17 protein-coding genes are annotated in these 18126 nt (G+C 32.6%); all 17 read left to right on the forward strand.

Features of this window, described 5'->3' with window-relative positions; genetic code table 11:
- Positions 1–5: 5 nt before the first annotated feature.
- The gene (locus AABK36_RS14900) at positions 6–353 is read left to right on the forward strand and encodes a DoxX family protein (protein ID WP_309938096.1); all 348 of its coding nucleotides are present in this window, start codon (positions 6–8) and stop codon (positions 351–353) included.
- A 472-nt stretch (positions 354–825) separates the two neighbouring features.
- The gene (locus AABK36_RS14905) at positions 826–1710 is read left to right on the forward strand and encodes a hypothetical protein (RefSeq protein WP_309938095.1); all 885 of its coding nucleotides are present in this window, start codon (positions 826–828) and stop codon (positions 1708–1710) included.
- A 390-nt stretch (positions 1711–2100) separates the two neighbouring features.
- Positions 2101–2613, forward strand: coding sequence for a hypothetical protein (locus AABK36_RS14910; RefSeq protein WP_309938094.1), 513 nt, complete (start codon positions 2101–2103; stop codon positions 2611–2613).
- A gap of 458 nt (positions 2614–3071) precedes the next feature.
- Positions 3072–3779 (forward strand): hypothetical protein, encoded by a 708-nt coding sequence (locus tag AABK36_RS14915; RefSeq protein ID WP_309938093.1) that lies wholly within the window; start codon positions 3072–3074, stop codon positions 3777–3779.
- Positions 3780–3956: 177 nt separating this feature from the next.
- Positions 3957–4955 carry a sensor histidine kinase gene (locus AABK36_RS14920; protein WP_309938092.1) on the forward strand — a complete coding sequence of 333 codons (999 nt, stop codon included), beginning with the start codon at positions 3957–3959 and terminating at the stop codon, positions 4953–4955.
- Positions 4956–4964: 9 nt separating this feature from the next.
- On the forward strand, positions 4965–5708 hold the full coding sequence (locus AABK36_RS14925; protein WP_309938091.1) for a LytR/AlgR family response regulator transcription factor: 744 nt from the start codon (positions 4965–4967) through the stop codon (positions 5706–5708).
- 402 nt (positions 5709–6110) lie between these two features.
- A complete protein-coding gene (locus tag AABK36_RS14930; RefSeq protein ID WP_309938090.1) occupies positions 6111–7319 on the forward strand; it encodes a serine hydrolase domain-containing protein in 1209 nt (402 codons plus the stop codon).
- 227 nt (positions 7320–7546) lie between these two features.
- Positions 7547–8149 (forward strand): DUF6891 domain-containing protein, encoded by a 603-nt coding sequence (locus tag AABK36_RS14935; protein WP_309938089.1) that lies wholly within the window; start codon positions 7547–7549, stop codon positions 8147–8149.
- A 485-nt stretch (positions 8150–8634) separates the two neighbouring features.
- Positions 8635–9105 carry a GNAT family N-acetyltransferase gene (locus AABK36_RS14940; RefSeq protein WP_309938088.1) on the forward strand — a complete coding sequence of 157 codons (471 nt, stop codon included), beginning with the start codon at positions 8635–8637 and terminating at the stop codon, positions 9103–9105.
- A gap of 430 nt (positions 9106–9535) precedes the next feature.
- Positions 9536–10423: a DUF7003 family protein gene (locus AABK36_RS14945; RefSeq protein ID WP_309938087.1), complete on the forward strand. Its 888-nt coding sequence runs from the start codon at positions 9536–9538 to the stop codon at positions 10421–10423.
- Positions 10424–10595: 172 nt separating this feature from the next.
- Positions 10596–10868: a hypothetical protein gene (locus AABK36_RS14950; protein WP_309938086.1), complete on the forward strand. Its 273-nt coding sequence runs from the start codon at positions 10596–10598 to the stop codon at positions 10866–10868.
- 253 nt (positions 10869–11121) lie between these two features.
- Positions 11122–12549, forward strand: coding sequence for an amidohydrolase family protein (locus AABK36_RS14955; RefSeq protein WP_309938085.1), 1428 nt, complete (start codon positions 11122–11124; stop codon positions 12547–12549).
- A gap of 259 nt (positions 12550–12808) precedes the next feature.
- Complete coding sequence (locus tag AABK36_RS14960) at positions 12809–13231, forward strand: hypothetical protein (RefSeq protein ID WP_309938084.1); 423 nt, start codon at positions 12809–12811, stop codon at positions 13229–13231.
- Positions 13232–13420: 189 nt separating this feature from the next.
- A complete protein-coding gene (locus AABK36_RS14965; RefSeq protein WP_309938083.1) occupies positions 13421–13882 on the forward strand; it encodes a hypothetical protein in 462 nt (153 codons plus the stop codon).
- Positions 13883–14185: 303 nt separating this feature from the next.
- Positions 14186–15259, forward strand: a complete 1074-nt coding sequence (locus AABK36_RS14970) for a fatty acid desaturase family protein (protein WP_309938082.1) — start codon at positions 14186–14188, stop codon at positions 15257–15259.
- A gap of 127 nt (positions 15260–15386) precedes the next feature.
- Positions 15387–15689, forward strand: a complete 303-nt coding sequence (locus AABK36_RS14975) for a hypothetical protein (RefSeq protein WP_309938081.1) — start codon at positions 15387–15389, stop codon at positions 15687–15689.
- A 473-nt stretch (positions 15690–16162) separates the two neighbouring features.
- Complete coding sequence (locus tag AABK36_RS14980) at positions 16163–17332, forward strand: hypothetical protein (RefSeq protein WP_309938080.1); 1170 nt, start codon at positions 16163–16165, stop codon at positions 17330–17332.
- The last annotated feature ends 794 nt before the right edge of the window (positions 17333–18126 follow it).

The raw sequence follows: 18126 nt of genomic DNA on the forward strand, positions 1-18126 counted from the left end.
AAAACATGACCTTGATTACAATATGCGTTTTGATTTCAAGTTTGTCTTTTTTTTTCTATAGTTATTCATATTTTAGAGCACCTCATATGAAAGACGAATTTAAACGATTTGGACTCGAAAAAATGGGGTTAACAATCATAATATTGGAGACTTTAGGAGCTCTAGGTTTGTTGGTGGGGCTTAAATTCAATTTCATTTTAATGATTTCATCTCTAGGTCTTGCATTACTTATGTTCGCTGGCCTTATTGTAAGAATAAAAATAAAAGACAGTATTTGGGTTTCATTACCAGCTTTTTCTTATATGGTTTTAAATGCATTTATCTTTTGGAAATCAATAAATTCATCTATATAAATAGTTGAAATTCAGAATCTATAGCCCAAAAAGGCTTAAGAAATATGTAAATATTAATGATAATCTAAAAAACAGAGCTAACAACTAAATCTTCGAACGGCTCGAATAGCCCAATGCTGACCAACAGTGCTGAAAACATCCTCACTTGTGGGTTTTACGAATAAATAGGTTATTATTTTGATGCTGATTTACAGTAATTTTCAAATAATATAGTCCAATATGATGATGTTTTTTAGCAACCTTGCTTCCATATGATTTTCAAGCTTCTTATAGTCTTTGCCTTATTTATTGATTTTGCATCGATGATATTTTCATGAATTTTCTCCAACCCCGTTTTAATTGGTATAATATATTTATATCTTGAATAAGTATTAAAACTAAATATAACACCAGTTAATCACTATAAAAAACGAGCTTGTAAATTTTTTCGGCTAGTTTTACTGTGATTAGAAAGTTACTTGCAATAATAAAAATGAAACTATTCTTTCTATTAGCCTTAATTTTAACAGTTTCCTTTGAAGCTTTATCTCAACAATTAAACTTTAACGAAAGTCAAATCGACTCCGTGATAATTCATTCATGTTTAGGAAGCGGCTTCTATAATAAAAAAGGAAAGTCAATTTTTAAGAAAAACAAAATTTGTATCGGTTATGATTCGTTAAATAATACATATAAGTACGATTACTACAAAGACATAAAGACAATTCACTATAAAGGACAAAAAGCATCTGAAGATATTGTAAAAAAGAATAGAAAGTACTCAAACAAAAAAGTAGATACAGGAAACCTTAATTCTCTATTTTATTCATTCAGTAAAGAGAAACCTGCAAATCAATTTTTTGCAGATTTAAAAAAGGATTTTGAGACAAACGTCAGTAAAACTAAAATTTTAGATGTAGCGAAAAATTATAGAAAAGACTGGAAATTCAATCTGAATTATACCACTAAGTCTGAAAAAAAGTCTTTCTTTAATAACTGTGCTTCATTAGACACCTTTCAGCTGTATTTAAATACAAGGTTTCTTAACAAAGGAGAAATTTATGTTATTGATTATACAAATATGTTTGGTGTTACGATATATACAAAAGACTCAACTCATAATTTTGAAGGATTATACCCATATCCTTTCAAACAGCCTTGGTTTAAAGAAGAAAATATCATCATCCCTACAGACACATTAGCAAATGGTGAAATAATTGGACTTTTAGGAAGAAAATCTGTGTTAAATTTAAATATTAACAAATACCTTACATTACTTTTACCAAAAGATTTCTTACTTAGAAAATCAATCTCATCCGATGAGCTATTTTATGATTATATTGAATGGTATTTAAAAAGAAGAAAAATAATATACTAATTGCGAACAACACAGTCTTCATATGGCCCTCATAGCCCAATATGAAGGCTATGCTAAAAAACATCCGTATCTATGGATTTTTCAACTGGATAGGATATTATTTTGATGCTGATTTTAAGTAGTTTTCAAAGAATATGATCCGATATGATAATGATTTTTAGCGACCTCGTCTCTATATGATTTTCAAGTTCCTTATAGTCTTTGCCTTATTTATTGACTATGCATCGATAATATTTTCATGAATTTTCACCGACTCCATTTTAATTAATACAATACATTTTTATCTTTAAAAGGCACTAAAATCAAATATAACATTATATAAGAACCACAGACACTGACTTAATGATTATTTAGGCTGGTTTTTCGGAAATTAGTAAGCGTTTTAATAACATGAAAATTATACTCACATCCGTTCTTGTATTGATCATCATACCGCAGTTATTTGCTCAAAATACTGCCATGAAGAAAACATTCACTGAATTTCAAACGGCTATTTTAAACCAGGACTGTGAGAAACTAACAGAAATATCAAGTTTCCCAATTGAAGGAGATGCGGGATTAGCTCGTCTTGTAGAATCAAGCCCTCCAAGAATTGATATGGAAAAGCATAATTATGAAATTTCGAAAGAACTTCTAGAACAAAAATGCGCGCTATTGGATTCAATTGAAGTGAAAGTCCTAGAGCAATTCTCTGTAAATAATGAATCCAAAAGCTCGGAAATTGAATACAACGGATGCATATACAAGGCTCATCTATATGTCGCAGAAGATAAAAATTATTTTCAGTGGAGTGTTGGTTGTGTTGAATTGCTGAAGGAATCAATTAGTGAGTATGCTTTGATATTTACTTTTAAACTAATTGATGGAGAATATAAACTAAAGCAAATTCAGGGCGCAGGATAAAAAACACACCCTTGGACTATGCATATCGCATACTTACACTTGAGGAGGCCAAGCTTCAAACTGACATAATGTTTAATAAATAATATTACTAATAACATCAAGCCTTCCTATTTCTCACAACCCCTTATAAACAGCGTTGAAAAATATCCATATCTATGGGGTTTTAGGTTAGACAAGCTTTCCTACAGTATTAGGCATTATCAAGATTGATTTTTATACCATCTATTTTCCTTAGAGAAAATACAACGGAGGACGGTCATTAAACTCTTAAAAAACTAATTGAGGCAAACATTAATAAATAGCCAACAAGCAAGAACTTCACTCAATGCAAAAATTCTTCACTCAGCACTATTTCTCCTTTACCCAATAAAATACAATTGATTATCCATTTTTTAAGATTCATCTTTGAAATGTGAAAGGAATTATTCAAAGGTTTTTAATGATTTAATCTTAACATTATGCGAAAGTCAATTATATTTTTAAAATTTTATGCTATATCAAGCAGTTTGTTAATAGCTCTATTAATATTCAGTGGATTCAAAAAAAGCGCTGTAAATCAAAAATTTGACGAAATAACCGTCGAAAGAATCAATGTAGTTGAAGCTGATGGCTCACTCAAAATGGTTATCAGTAACTCGGATAGACAACACAATGGATTAATCAATGGAAAAGAATTTCCTGATAGAGTGAGACCTTCGGGTATTATATTCTTCAGTGAAGAAGACGAAATAGGCGGATTAATCTTCGGAGGTGACCCTGAAAATGGCAATTCACTTAGCCTTACCACTGACAAGTTCAAGAATGATCAAGTAATGCAACTTTCTCAATCCGAATATAATCATGGTGAGAAAAGTTCGTATGGCTTGACAATAACCGAAAGGCCTTCGAACCCTGGTCTTGAGCGACAGATAGAGTTTTTTGACTCTCTTAGGAGAGCGAATGCTAATCCTGACTATAAAACAGAAGCAAAAAAATTATTCGGTGATCAGCCTTCTGTAATGAACAGAGTTTTCCTGGGTAAATCCTTCGATGATGCAGGTGGACTTTGGTTATATGACAGAAATAACAAGCCAAGATTGTTGATCTATGTTGATGCGGATAATAATCCACATATGGAAGTATGGAATGAAAATGGAGAAAAAGTGAAGGATTTTATTCAGGATTAAATTTTTTAAAGAGAAGAGGGAAATTATTTAAAATAAATTTCCTCTATTCATTTTCTCAAAAGGCGAATATATAGTACTTTTCTCATTAGTAGTATTCTTGTATAGTTATACACTCTAAAGGTTAAGCTCATTTTCGGGATAAAACAAGCTGATCATATGGTGACTTAAGTTTATAAAATGAAAAATTCAAAAAAAGAATATATTAAATTATATGCGCTGTTACTTATCTATTCCTTTATAGATATGCTGTTCTTAAGATTCACACTATTCAATGGAAATCTTAATGGACTAATATCAGAAGCATTTTTATGGGTGTTTTTGGTATTGGTAATTATGACATTAATTTATGAGTTTTTATTCAGAGTACTTTCTGATTGGAGGTTTATCAATATCTGTCTTATCGGTTTTATTCCATTGACTGTAATTACTCTGAGTTTACAGTATGCTGTGATGAACTATTTTCATTCAGAATCTATTAATCATAATTATTTGCCTGATTTCGGCCTTTTTATACGCTCGATCTACCTTGGCACATTGATTTATTTGACCTATCTAGGAGGAAAACGCGATAAACTAAAAACAGAACAAATCAATGCTCTAAAAAACCAACAAGCTGAGCTGAAAATAGACTTACTGGAACAACAGATCAACCCCCACTTCTTGTTCAATAATTTATCTATTCTAACGACTTTGATTGACAACAATAATAAATTAAAAGCAACAAGGTTTTTAGAGTCGTTTTCCAATGTTTATCGCTATGTTATTGAACACCGAAGTCAGGATTTTATTCCATTGTCGATGGAGCTAAAAATGGCGGATGATTACCTTTTATTAATGAAAGAACGCTTCGAAAATCAGTTCATCTTTGAAATGGATCTAGGTAATCAAGTGAATAATTATTTTATCATACCTAATACACTCCATATTCTGTTTGAAAATATATTTAAGCACAATATGATGAATGCGAAAAATCCTTTATTAATTACCATGGTTTTGAAAGATGGATCTTTAAGGATTGAAAATCAAAAAAAAGCTAAAAAACATAAATCAGTTTCTACCGGTGTCGGATTGAAAAATCTAAGCGGTAGATATCAATTATTAATGGGAGAAACCACTGAAGTCAAAGACAAGGAGGACAGTTTCCAAGTAAATATCCCACTTATACAAAACTATTAAACATACAGCATGAAACTTTTAGTAATAGAAGATGAACCGAAAACACAACATCAAATTATTCAATTTTTGATGGAATATAATGATTCTTGGATCATAGAAGATGAATGCGACAATATAGAAGAGGCTATTTACTTGCTAAAAACAAAGAGCAAATACGATTTGGTATTGGCTGATATAGAATTGACTGATGGTAATTTGATGAACGTACTCGATCAATTTCCGCTTACTGTCCCGATCATCTTCATTACAGCTTATAATCAATACATGCAGAGAGCATTTGAGGTAAATAGCATTTCTTACTTAACCAAACCGATCAAAAAAATCGAGCTGTTTAAGGCATTGGATAAATTCCAAAAAATAAGCAAAGACGTTACAAGCAATGACCTCAAAGATCTACTTGTATATATCAAACAACAAAAGGAGTACAAACAAAAGTTTTTAGCTCAACTCAGTAATAAATTGGTAATAGTGGACATAAAAGACATCGCTTTTTTTGAGATCGAAGACGGCGTCATTTTTATCAACACTTTAAAAGACAGGCTTATGCTAAAAGAACGAAGCTTGGATGATATTGAAGAAGTATTGGATCCAAATAGCTTCATGCGCGTCAATAGAAGCAGCATAGTCAACAAAGAACATATAATTGAAATCAAGCCGTATGATAAAAATTCAATCATGATTAATACATCCAATAAATGGATTAAGTCGAGTCAAAAAAAGACGGTTGAATTTAGAAAATGGATAACGCAGTAGTAATGAATAGCTAAATCAATCACCTGCAATGTGACTTATTTTTTACTTTAAAATTTGAAAGCATAACAACGGAATTTGAGTGTAAGCAATCAATTAAAATAAATTTCCTATTTTCAAGTATCATACATATTCAAGTCTAAAAATAGCAAAATCGCCCTTGGAAGGGAGACTCAGAGGGATGTTCTATCAAATATCTCTAAGGTTAGAAATATGAAAATAATTTTGGATTGGTACTTATATCCATAGAAGAAAATTTAATTTCAAAAGGGGAAATATCATTTTGATCCTCTTTTAGAATTGGTAAAGGGAGAGTTTTTTTTATACCATTTTCTTTTTGAGTATGCCCTTCTTCATCATCTAGTCAAATAAATAAACCCTTTTTAAAACATAACAAAATCACAAATGAACAAATTCAATTTCACTTCAATCCTTTTGATAATTTTCCTATTATCATGTCAATCTGAAAAGAAGAAAAAAGCAACTACTCATGCTTCAATTAGTGAAAACTACTCTTTGCTAGATAAAGTTGAGAACAATATCTACCGAATAGATGAAAATGGAACAAACGACTCTCTGCCTATAGCTATTGAAACTCGGATGAAAGAATTAAATATTCCGGGCGTCAGCATAGCTGTTTTTGATAATAATGAAATCATCTGGGCAAAAGGGTATGGATTGAAGTATAAAGCTAATAAGGAGAAAGTTGATAAAAGAACTTTGTTTCAAGCCGCCTCAATTTCCAAGCCAGTGACAAGCGTAATGGCGTTTAAACTAATAGAGCAAGGAAAAATCTCATTGGACGAAAATGTAAACACAAAATTAAAGAGCTGGCAAGTTCCTGAAAACGAATTCACGACAACAGAAAAAGTAACTCCAAGAAGAATCATGAGCCACACATCTGGATTGGGCACATCAGGATTTCAAGGGTATAATAAACAAGATTCCATACCATCCTTAGTGCAAATCTTGGAGGGTAGTGAAATAACAAATTCAGCCCCTGTAAGAGTGATTCAAGAACCAGGAACATCTGAGATCTATTCTGGTGGCGGCATGCAGGTATTGCAATTATTGATGGAAGATGTTAGCGGACAAAAATTCGAAGAGCTGACTGAAGAGTTCATTTTTAAGCCATTAGGAATGAAAAGCAGTACTTTTGATCAACATTTGCCTCAAGAATTGAATGAAATAGCGTCAAATGGATTTGATACTTATGGAAATACAGTAGAAGGCGGTTATCATTTGTACCCAGAAAAAGCCGCGGCAGGTTTATGGACTACACCATCCGATCTGGCTAAATTCATGATAGCCTTAGGCAAATCTTACCGAGGCGAAGAAGGTGGCGTATTAGAACAAAGTTCAGCCCAGTTAATGATGGAAAGAGTGCCTAGAGCAGGTGGAACAGGCATTGGAATAGATGGAGAAGGAGATGCATTTCGATTCAGACATGACGGAGGGAATACAGGTTTTAATTGCTATGCCGTCTCTTTTGCTAATAAAGGAAGAGGATTTGTCATTATGATGAATTCTGACAATGGTTCTCAATTAAGCCACGAAGTAGCCAGAGCAATATCAAAAGCATATAACTGGCCAGCTACGTGGATACATGAGTAAAGGTAACTGATACAATGGTTTGCAGAATTAAAAAGTATCACTTCAGCGACAATGAGTCCATTGTCGCTATTTTGGTTTTATAATATTCTTCTTACAGCTTTTAAATGTGTTTTTTTTAGCCTATTTTCTATTCAAATAAATTTTAACCTAATTCATCAAATCTGCATATAGTTGAAATAAACGGAATTCGTGGTAATAGGGTGTTGGGCACAATCAAAAATTACATTATGGAAGACTTCCTAAAATATATCAAAGATTTTAACGCATTAATTAGATCAGGACTATTTAGTTTAGAAGATTTACTTAACAAATTAGAAGATTTAGATTTCGCATCAACTGAAAAAGACATTATTCGCGAAAATTACACATCTCATAATAGGCAAAACAAAACATCTAACGATTTTATTGGCCTATCGGAAGTTTTTGATCAAGTCAGCCGTGAAGGTTACATAGCATTGCACTCAGCTGGATACACATCTTCAGATATCTTTGATACTATAGATCAAGTTTTAGAAGAATCTAATATTAAACCATTTGGCTACATCGCATATCACGAGCAGGACTTGTTAAGAGCGGTTGAACTGAATCAATTGACTTTATCATTTGGTGCTTTTAAGAACTCAGAAATGACGAGATCTAATGGAAGAAGTAAAGTTGAAACTAGTTTATATTTTAAGGGCTTGCTAGAGGAAAAAGGGCTGAAAGTTGAATGGAATGGAGACCCAGGTCAAAAGCTTTACGTTACAAACTTTAACTTCACAAAAACATTTGATGATCTTGATTGGACATATAAAAGGTCTTTAACAATTCTTGAAAATGAAAGCACCTAACAACTAAGTCTTCGTATGGCTCGCAGAGCCCAATATGAAGACCGTGTTGAAAAACATCCATATCTATGAGTTTTACGGCTGGATAAGCTGTATTCCGAATGCTTGACTTTCCGTGATTTCTCAAAAAACGAGGTTAGATTTAGTGCTTTTTTTCATTGAATATTTGCTCCAGTTGATCTTCCACACCCTTGCATTCGATTATCAAAAAAATGAAGCGATACAATCCTATTACGCTTTAGCGCTTGCTTTTTTAATCTCTTCATATTTTTCAATTCTAATTTTATCGCCAAACTCATAAAGACAAATTCAAGACAAGAGTACTCAAGCATCTTCAGTAATTATTGATCGTACTTCTTTTTCCATATATTTAATCGAGTGTGGAAAAATAATTAAAGCTAGCCTTAAAGGACTTAGTTCAACAATGTATAATCTGTTTCAAAAAGAAGAATATACTCAACGTTTGCCATAAGTAAAAAACACTAAAAATGATTATAAGAAAAGCAACAAGTAATGATATCGATGATATAAGTAGCTTAATTATTGAAGTGACTGATAAAAATCCAAACCATTATTCTCCCGAACAAATAACTGCTTGGAAAAAATATAACACGCCTTCAGAAATAAAAAAACAGATGAATGATAGGCTAATGTTTTGCGCAATAAAAAACAATAAAATAATCGGAACCATTGCGTTAAAAGATGACTTTATTCTTGGATTCTATGTATGTTATTCTGTTCGAAAAATGGGAATTGGGACAAAGCTACTAGATTATTTAGAGAAATATGCTTCCGAAAAAAACATAACAAAATTAAAACTGACTTCTACTCCATCCGCTTTTAAATTTTACAAAAATCGAGGGTATGCAATCAAAGCAAATGTGACTTTATCAATATATGGAATTGACTACCCTGAAACAGAAATGGAAAAAAAGATACCTGATAAAATCTATTCCTAACACATAAGCCTTTGTATGGTCCGAAGAACTCAATGTAAAAAACTAATTGACGAAACAATTCTATTATGGATTTTTCAGCTGCTTCCTCATCCCAGATATGAACCTTATGCAGCCCTAGTGTCTCAGATACATAACTTCATACTTGCATCTGAAATGCAACTTAAATTGTAATTCTAAACGAAATCATGAACCATTTTAGTCCACAGCTACAGTCAGTATATGCATTAATTCACGATAATTCAAAACCATCGAGACTTACACACATCCTCCTTTCTTTACAGTTTATAAAGCAAAGAATCCTTTGGGTATATTTGAAATGTAATTTTTTAAACTTACTTTTTATTGAAATGAATTACCAGTCTTATAAACAAGTTCCGCACATAGGTGAAATATACGGAATTCGTGTTATTGGGACGTTAACTATAATTGAATGAAAAAAAACTCAATAATAATAATAATATTACAACTTGTTTTTTTCTCATGTTCTGGAAACATAAAAGACAACTCAAATAACAATATAGGAATGCCTTTTAACGAAATAGAAATACTTAAGCAATTAGACTTAGCTTTTAATCAAACACCGAGTGAATTCTATCCTCAAGGACAACCTGAAGATATCAAATACAACTTTTTCCTTGACTTGGAACATGGTTATTTTGAAACAGCAGGCAGCAGAATTCACTTATTTGCTGACTCAACAAGATGGGCTATTGTATTTGAGAAAAGTGGGTACAAAAATCGCGGAACATCTGCCGAAATAGAATTGAACTATGTAGGAAATTGTATTGAATATCCGATTGACAAATATCCTGAAAGAAACTACATCACTAACTCAGGTTGTGTAATCCTAATCGATCCGACTGAATTTGAAAGGATTGAAAATAAGGAAGGTGCTGATATGGAAATATTTGAGCTAATCGGACAAGATATTAAAGAAATTAAAATCCGTGACAAATTTGTTCCTTTTGATAACAACTACGCAAACTATGAAAAAGTAGGGATTGAAATACGAGATTATGACAACCCTAAAAAACTGATTGGATTTGGAGACTTGATAAGATATTTACACGAAACAAATCCTTCGCTAATAAGTGCGACAGAAGATGAAATACGTAAACATATTCCAAAAGACATTCCTAAACTTATGACAATTGACAAGTTTCATTTTGTTAGTGCGTACGAGACAACAAATCCACCAAGTCAACAAGAGACATTCAAGCTAATTGCAAAAGTACTGACCACTAAAGATTCAATAAATTGGAAACCAACACAAAAAATTAACAATAGCTGGAAAAATTGGGAGTCAGGAAATTTATAAAAAGAAAAACAGCTAACAACTAAGTCTTCGTGTGACTCGCAGAGCCCAATGATGATCGACATTGCTGAAAAACACCCGTATCTAAGGGCTTTGCTACTCGGTAATCTGTATTTCGAATGTTTGATTTTGCCTACTGTTTTTTTAATTAAAAAAGTGTTTGAGATAACCGAAAATGAACTTAAAAATAGACTCTGAATTTAGAAATATATGTTCTGAAATATTGGAGCATAATCTGAACTTGGAAAACTGGGCTGAAATTGAAAGTGATGATATGTTTCAAACTGAAAATTATGCTGGTGGCTTTGATGGAACAGAATTGGAATTTTGCTTCAGTTATTTTAACGAAAAAAAAGATGAGTTTTGGTTTCAATTTCCTCTATCAGAAGTCTCATTGATCGTTAAGGGACAAATTGAAACGTTAAACATAAGGCCCGCTGATGTTTAAAATTCATCGCTACTAGTTCCCCCCCTTTACGAATCTATATAACAACAATCCATAATAGACACTCACAAGCGAATACAACAATTTGTTATAAGAGCCTTGACAGAAGGAATATAATTTAATGAAACCTTGAATCTCCCCTAACCTCATACTTGTAATTATTATAAGCAATCATATTACTATAAATATTTATAGCATTTATTTCAATTGGTAAAATATATTTATATCTTAAAATGAAACAAAAAAAACTATCATTTTGAAAAATATTTTTTTACCCATACTGACTGTTTCCATCGTCTTTTTATTTAGCTGCAAGGAAAGCAAATCCTCCTTATCCAAAGGAGAAAAAACGGAGGAAAACAGGAACACTTATGTTATTGAAAATGTAAACATAATCCCAATGACTGAAGACAACAAAGTCATTGAAAATAGCACTGTCGTTATAAAGGGAAATAAAATTCACTCAATCAATGAATCAACACCTAAAAACTCAACGATAATTGACGGCAAAGGCAAGTGGCTAATTCCCGGGTTAATTGACATGCACGTTCACAACCTTTCAAATGGAAGTTTCTCCAAAGGCTATCCTACCAGAGGCGCGACTTTGTCATTTAACACCCAAAACCTAATGACGCCTTATATAGCGAGTGGAGTTACGACAGTATTTGAGTTGAGCGGGAGACTTGGACACTTTTCGCAAAGGGATAAAATAGCAAGCGGAGACATAATTGGGCCTCGCATAGCAATAGCGGCTGTAATCGATGGAGAAGGAAATGAAATAGTCGCCAGATCTCCATTGGAAGGAAGACAATCGGTAAGAAATGCCAAAGGCATGGGATATAGATTCATAAAAGTATACACTTGGCTAAATGAAGCAACCTATAAAGCAATTATAGACGAAGCGGAAAAACAAAACATGAAAGTAGTAGGCCATATCCCTTCCGCTTTCGAAGGGAAGCAAGCTGAAGAATTCTTTGTTCCGCATTTTGGATTAATCGCTCATGCGGAAGAGCTGTCTAAGCAAACCGATGACTACAGTTACGAGACGGCTCAAAATTTTGCGCGTTTGGCGAAAGAAAACAACACTTGGCTAATCCCGAACTTAACCAATTTGGTTTCAATCAGAAAACAAGCTGAATCATTAGAAAGCATTGAAACCTTGCCAAGCTTAAAATACGCACACCCGCTAATGCAAGACAAATGGTTAACTTCAAATGGTTATTATGGGGCTTCGGACGAGTCAATAGAGTATTATCAACGACAGGTTGATTTTCATAAATTGATTGTCAAAGCATTTAAAGAAGCCGACGTTCCTATGCTTGCGGGAACAGATGCGGGAATTTCCGGTGTCGTTTGGGGCTTTTCGCTTCATGACGAACTTGAATTATTAGTGGATGCCGGCTTGACTAATGAAGAAGCTTTGGCCACTGCGACCCGACTAGGCGCTGAATGGCTTGAGATTGATGATAAAATCGGAACAATTGAAACAGGCAAATTCGCGGATTTAGTGCTTTTAAATGAAAACCCTCTGGAAAATATTAGCAATACAACTGAGATATCAGCTGTTTTTGTAAATGGCCAATGGTTAAATAAAAATAAGATTAACAACATGCTTGCTGAACTAGAAGCATGGAATGAAGCAAATAAAGAAAACTTCAAATGGAAAAACAGGAAAAGCTTATAAAAGAATGGCTCTACTTGCCAGCTTTTCCAGCTGGTTCGCTATCTCCGATGGTAGCCGAGGTTGCGTTTCAATTTAAAACTTAGTTAGAAATACCTCCGAAAAAGGAAAATGATTGAACAAAGATAGTTTCTAAAATCATATTCCTTTTTCAACATAATGCTAGCATTATCTTGATGATTCATCAAAATTATCAGTATTGGTTATATTTTTATGAATTTATCACGACACTATTTTAATTTTTCATTCTTAAAAATTCACAATGAATCTATCTTTAGAATACTTAAATGGCTTGGCTAATCAAATTTTGTTAATCTCATCATTATTAGGTGGCTTTTCCATCGCTATTGTTTCAAATTTATTAACTGATAAAACTAAAGGTCAAATAACCAATCGCATTTTCCAGGTTACAACACTTGCCGCAGGTTCTTTTTTAGTATCAGTTTTTGCGATGACTAAAATTGTTATGATGACTACTAAAGGTTATCCAGAAAATATTTCATCAGAAACATTAGAAACATCAAACATCATCGGTTCAATATCATTTTTACTTGGAATAACTTTCTTATGCTTTGTAATTGTTTTATCAGGATGGACTAAATCAAAACAATTAGGAATATTCACAACCATCGTGGGAATTATTACTTTCACATTTATTTTTATGACTATAACCAATATCGCTTAGCACTCACCATCCCTTTCAAAATTTGAATCTTGATGGAGTAGCATTGAAAACACGCTCATATTGCCTAGATGAAAATGATACATCAATTGAAGCAAATTATAAAATGAAAAATACAGAGAATGCAATGAGTTTGCTGACATGGCGTGCATGTTAACAGTAGAATTTAAGAACTTTAAAATCGAATAAAAAATGAGCGTGTCTCGCGAAATCAATATCAGACTATTGAGCAACAAGATATTTTCTGATCTAATCGATGGATTAGTAGGCCAAAGATGGATCTTTGGAGTAAACAATGAAATAACTACTTTAAAATCAGATGACACCGATGATTTTGATTTTGTCGGCTTTAGAAACTTTATAGATGCTAAACAAATATGGGACAAACGTGAACGTAATGGTGTATTCAATAATCTAGCTTTATGGGACTCTAAATCCAAAGAGACATTAAACATCATCTGTACAGTCCTTTCAGAAAAGCACCCTGAGTATAATTATCATTATGATCTATCGATTATGATCGGCATAGGCCAAAGAATTGTAGGAGCCAATAGATCTACAGACTTTAGATTTTATTTGAATGAATTGCTTCCAAAGCTTATTAGCTTAGACTGCTATATCTGCGAAGTAAAATGTCATGATTTCGATTGTTAATCTAAAGACAAATCGTATGTTACCACTCTTCTCCCTCTAGTTAGCCACCTTCCAAGCGAGCCGAAATCATACTTAGACCTCGATATATTGGAAATTCACTAACGTTTAATACGAATAACGAACGTCTCATCCCTTTTTGCACTACTTTAATATTAATCGTCAAAACGCTACGAAAAATTTTTGATCACATAAAATTAAACTTATTTGTTTTTTTATTATTTTTTTAACCAAAATTAAGAAATATTATATAGCTAAAATAAAAATATTTTGATTTATTAGACAATCAAACGCTATAACTAGGACATGATGAAGATTAAATTCAAACCTTCAAGCACTGACTTTTTTAATGAATTAAATGACAAAGTTCAAAAATCATTATCTTCAGAAGTTATCTACAAGAATAAAAGATTAATGAAAGTGAAATTCTTTTTGTATTTCACACTATACCTCATGCTTTATGGACTTTTATTCATTGATGCAGTATCAAACAATTTCCTGTTGTTGAATATTTCTTATTCAATATTTGGATTTTCAGGAATTTTACTGGCATTCAACTCTTCACATGACGCAGTCCATAATACATTATTTAAAAGTGAAAGATTAAACAGCATAGCACATTATTTAATATTCAATCTTCAAGGTGTAAATGCAACACTTTGGAAAAAAAGGCATATTTCTTCACACCATATCTTTCCAAATGTGGACGGATGCGATGCAGACATCGACAATAATCCTTTTATCAGACTTTCCAAAACTCATGAACGCAAATGGAACCATAAGTATCAACACCTTTATGCTCCATTTCTTTACTGCGCTTACACATTGCATTGGATCTTGATAAAAGATTTTATTTACCTTTCTAAAAAAGACGTTGCAAATATGAAAAACCTATCGTACTCTTGGCTTTTTAAATTTGAAGTGGTCTTATTGAAAGCTATATATTTCTCATTTATACTGTTCATTCCTTGCTATTTTTCCAATTTACCCTTTTACAATTGGCTCATAGCTTTTATCATAATGCATTCAATCATTTCAATTTTTTTCGTATTAACATTAATTATCTCTCACCTCACAACTGAAACCTGCTTTCCCACACCTGATAGTAAAGGCATGTTGCCAACTTGCTATCACGAACATCAGTTGTCTGTTTCTTTAGACTATCACCCTACAAACAAATTGGCCAACTGGATATTTGGCGGCTTTAATTCCCACGCTGCGCATCACCTATTCCCTAAGCTTCCCCATACTTTATACACCTATATAACACCAATAATAAAAGAAACAGCTATAAAACATTCAATGCCTTACAATGAATTATCTATTATAAAAGCTGTGAAATCACACTTTAAATACTTGAAAGAATTAGGAAATAATTAAATACTCACAAATACGCCTTTCGACGCTAAGTAAGTATATAAAACACTAATAACTAGCAAAATTTAATTAATCAATTCTCTCAAATCATTGGCTCATTATCTCCGATGCGGGCTTAATTAACACAGAAATGACAAAAAACAACTCAATATCATTTATTGTACACGAAACGAATCCGCCTTTAGAAATTCAGCTAGAACCTGAAGCATTTACTTTCATTGCATATCCAAATGAAGAACTCACCTTCGCTGTTGTCAACCCCACTCATGATTTCTCTTGGGCAATTCGACATAAAAAGAATAGAATACAATTATTTCCTGAAACTTATGGCGACTATGAGAAAATTGAGCTTTATCGAAATGGAAAACAAACAGACGAGCTAGAATTTCTTTTTAAAAATCTCCAAGAACCATCATCCTTGTTAAAAACCTAAAAAATCACTGTTGGAACACCTAAAATCCTATCAAGACCTTTTAAGTTTAATTTTTTTGACTTATATTTTCATTGAAAAGTATTTATAATTCAATTTAAAAGCTCTATAAAACTAAAATACACAAAGTTGTATTTATTTAGCACCTTGTAGCCAATGGATATTACGCAAATGACAAAATTTCAAAATAAGAAAGAACAAACCGTTATACTCTACAAAACGTTTAGATGGGAAAATTTCACATGCATGTTTTATATTAGTTAGAAAAGAAAGTTTTTCGAATGATTGTTCGATTGCAAAAAGATCAAAAAGATATTCATCCTGAAAAATTAAACCTTGATCTCCATAGATTTTTTCAACTAACTAACAACGTAAACAAAATAAAAATACATGACTCAAGACACTAGCTACAACATTTCAACACTATAACCAACAAACACTAATAATACTATTTTTCGTCTATCTAAAAAAACATAATGAAAAATCTATATCTAACCCTAACACTATTTCTTGTCTCTATAAACTCCTACAGCCAATCGGAATTGAATGAAATTGTCAAAGCAAACAAAGACACTATTGAATACGAGCAAAATCAATTTAAAGGAAAAGGCTGGGAAAAAATATTATCTGAAATAGCTTCGCATAACAACACGCTCATAGGAGAAGCCCACTTTTTCAATGAAATTCCACTATTTGTTTCTGAAATCTCATCTGAAATAAAATTCGACAATTTCTTCTGCGAGATCGACAATTATTCCGGCGAGTTTATTTCTCAAAAAATTCGAACATTGCCCCAAAGCGAGTTTGATCAATTTATTGCCGACTATAATCACGCATTTTCCTTTTACGCCTTGACTCCTGAATTCAATCTACTTGAGAAATTGGCCACACAAGGAACAAATATCATCGGCACAGATCAAATCGTGTTAACCGCCGACGGACTCATGGCTTCCAGACTTAAGGAAACAACTAAAAACAGGAAAGCCAAGGAAATCTACTCAAACATAGAAATAAACTCCAAAAAGCATTTTGAGCTATTCTCCACCGGCAAAGGACGTCCTTATTTTCTAACGGATGAATTTGAGCAAAACCTAAATAAGCTTGCCGAGCTAAAATTGAGCACGGACGAGCAAGAGGTGATCTCTGATCTGAAGATATCGCGAAAAATCTATCTCTCCCAAAATCACCACCTCAGAATTCAGCTAATGAAAAATACGGTGTTAAAAAATATAGAAGCACTGCATAAAGACAAGAACTTATTCAAATACGGAGCGCTGCACATTAACAAAGCTGAGAGCTCATTGGGTGGCTACGACATTGGCAATTTTGTTTCTAATATATCAGACGCGAACTTCAATTCTTCTCTGCACATTATGATAATTGGGAAAAATGGCATGCAAGGCGTTCCCTTCAAAGGAATGCAACCTCAAAAAATCGATCCTTCCATTAGCCAGTTAAAGCATTTTGCTCCATTTTATGAAGCTTCAGATAATGAAAACTGGAGCATGTTCGACATCAATGCCATTCAGAAAGCAATTAAATCAAATAACCTCCAGGTGGATAATAAATCACTGCTGAATGTATTGACAGGATATGATTATTTGATTGTTATTCCTAACGTTACTCCAGCGCCGCTTATGAACTAATTCAAGCTAGCAAGATGTAAAAGCAATAGTGATTTTAAGTGAAACTCTTTAGGTTCCGACCTCCGAAACGAAGCTAAAATCACTATTCTATCATCTGAATGCTCGCTTTCATAAATACTAACTACATCCAAATTCCATCAATTGCAAAGCCAATAACTTAAAATCACCTTGACAACTTTAAAGCATGATTTTTTAAACTTAACTGTTCAGTGAAAATGAGTAAAACATAAATCTGGGATGTGATGATTCTAAAAAACTGGTTTTATGACACATAATGAAATTATTAGAAAAGTAGATTGGAGAGACTTAAGATCGCTTTCCATAAAAGAAATGTTTATTTAAAAGAACCTTACAATACCTTGAGTGCTTTCTTCGTGGGTTCATGCGTATATCGTACCTAGTTCATGTTTGCAACTTGGACTTCGAATCAATATCAAAAGACTAAACATGAGCCTTGACTTTTGAATTTAAAACTGCATGAATGACTAAATCAAACACATGTACAAGTTGAAAACTTACGCAAGAAAATTCATAAAAAATTTAACCTGATCTATATCCAATCGAGATCTGCCTGTTCAGTATCTCCGATACGAATCTAAAGCGTCTAGCAAACATAAAGATTTAATAGAACACCTGAGATAGTTGAAATAAGCTAAATTCGGTATATTAGAACTTGTTATTCAATCAAATAATAAAAATGAAAAAAATATTTTTCTATTAGTCATGATTTTATCAGGATTATATATACTGCTATGCATATCACTTTATTTTTATCAAGAAGAATTAAAATCTGT

It is taken from the genome of Aureibacter tunicatorum, assembly GCF_036492635.1.
In the GTDB taxonomy this organism is placed as follows: Bacteria; Bacteroidota; Bacteroidia; order Cytophagales; family Cyclobacteriaceae; genus Aureibacter; species Aureibacter tunicatorum.

What these genes read in the sequence shown, in the direction of transcription:
- AABK36_RS14915 (WP_309938093.1), top strand. Translation starts at nt 3,072, where the DNA reads ATGCGAAAGTCAATTATATTTTTAAAATTTTATGCTATATCAAGCAGT.
- AABK36_RS14970 (WP_309938082.1), top strand. Translation starts at nt 14,186, where the DNA reads ATGATGAAGATTAAATTCAAACCTTCAAGCACTGACTTTTTTAATGAA.
- AABK36_RS14905 (WP_309938095.1), top strand. Translation starts at nt 826, where the DNA reads ATGAAACTATTCTTTCTATTAGCCTTAATTTTAACAGTTTCCTTTGAA.
- AABK36_RS14960 (WP_309938084.1), top strand. Translation starts at nt 12,809, where the DNA reads ATGAATCTATCTTTAGAATACTTAAATGGCTTGGCTAATCAAATTTTG.
- AABK36_RS14925 (WP_309938091.1), top strand. Translation starts at nt 4,965, where the DNA reads ATGAAACTTTTAGTAATAGAAGATGAACCGAAAACACAACATCAAATT.
- AABK36_RS14930 (WP_309938090.1), top strand. Translation starts at nt 6,111, where the DNA reads ATGAACAAATTCAATTTCACTTCAATCCTTTTGATAATTTTCCTATTA.
- AABK36_RS14950 (WP_309938086.1), top strand. Translation starts at nt 10,596, where the DNA reads ATGAACTTAAAAATAGACTCTGAATTTAGAAATATATGTTCTGAAATA.
- AABK36_RS14975 (WP_309938081.1), top strand. Translation starts at nt 15,387, where the DNA reads ATGACAAAAAACAACTCAATATCATTTATTGTACACGAAACGAATCCG.
- AABK36_RS14935 (WP_309938089.1), top strand. Translation starts at nt 7,547, where the DNA reads ATGGAAGACTTCCTAAAATATATCAAAGATTTTAACGCATTAATTAGA.
- AABK36_RS14920 (WP_309938092.1), top strand. Translation starts at nt 3,957, where the DNA reads ATGAAAAATTCAAAAAAAGAATATATTAAATTATATGCGCTGTTACTT.
- AABK36_RS14945 (WP_309938087.1), top strand. Translation starts at nt 9,536, where the DNA reads ATGAAAAAAAACTCAATAATAATAATAATATTACAACTTGTTTTTTTC.
- AABK36_RS14980 (WP_309938080.1), top strand. Translation starts at nt 16,163, where the DNA reads ATGAAAAATCTATATCTAACCCTAACACTATTTCTTGTCTCTATAAAC.
- AABK36_RS14965 (WP_309938083.1), top strand. Translation starts at nt 13,421, where the DNA reads ATGAGCGTGTCTCGCGAAATCAATATCAGACTATTGAGCAACAAGATA.
- AABK36_RS14900 (WP_309938096.1), top strand. Translation starts at nt 6, where the DNA reads ATGACCTTGATTACAATATGCGTTTTGATTTCAAGTTTGTCTTTTTTT.
- AABK36_RS14910 (WP_309938094.1), top strand. Translation starts at nt 2,101, where the DNA reads ATGAAAATTATACTCACATCCGTTCTTGTATTGATCATCATACCGCAG.
- AABK36_RS14940 (WP_309938088.1), top strand. Translation starts at nt 8,635, where the DNA reads ATGATTATAAGAAAAGCAACAAGTAATGATATCGATGATATAAGTAGC.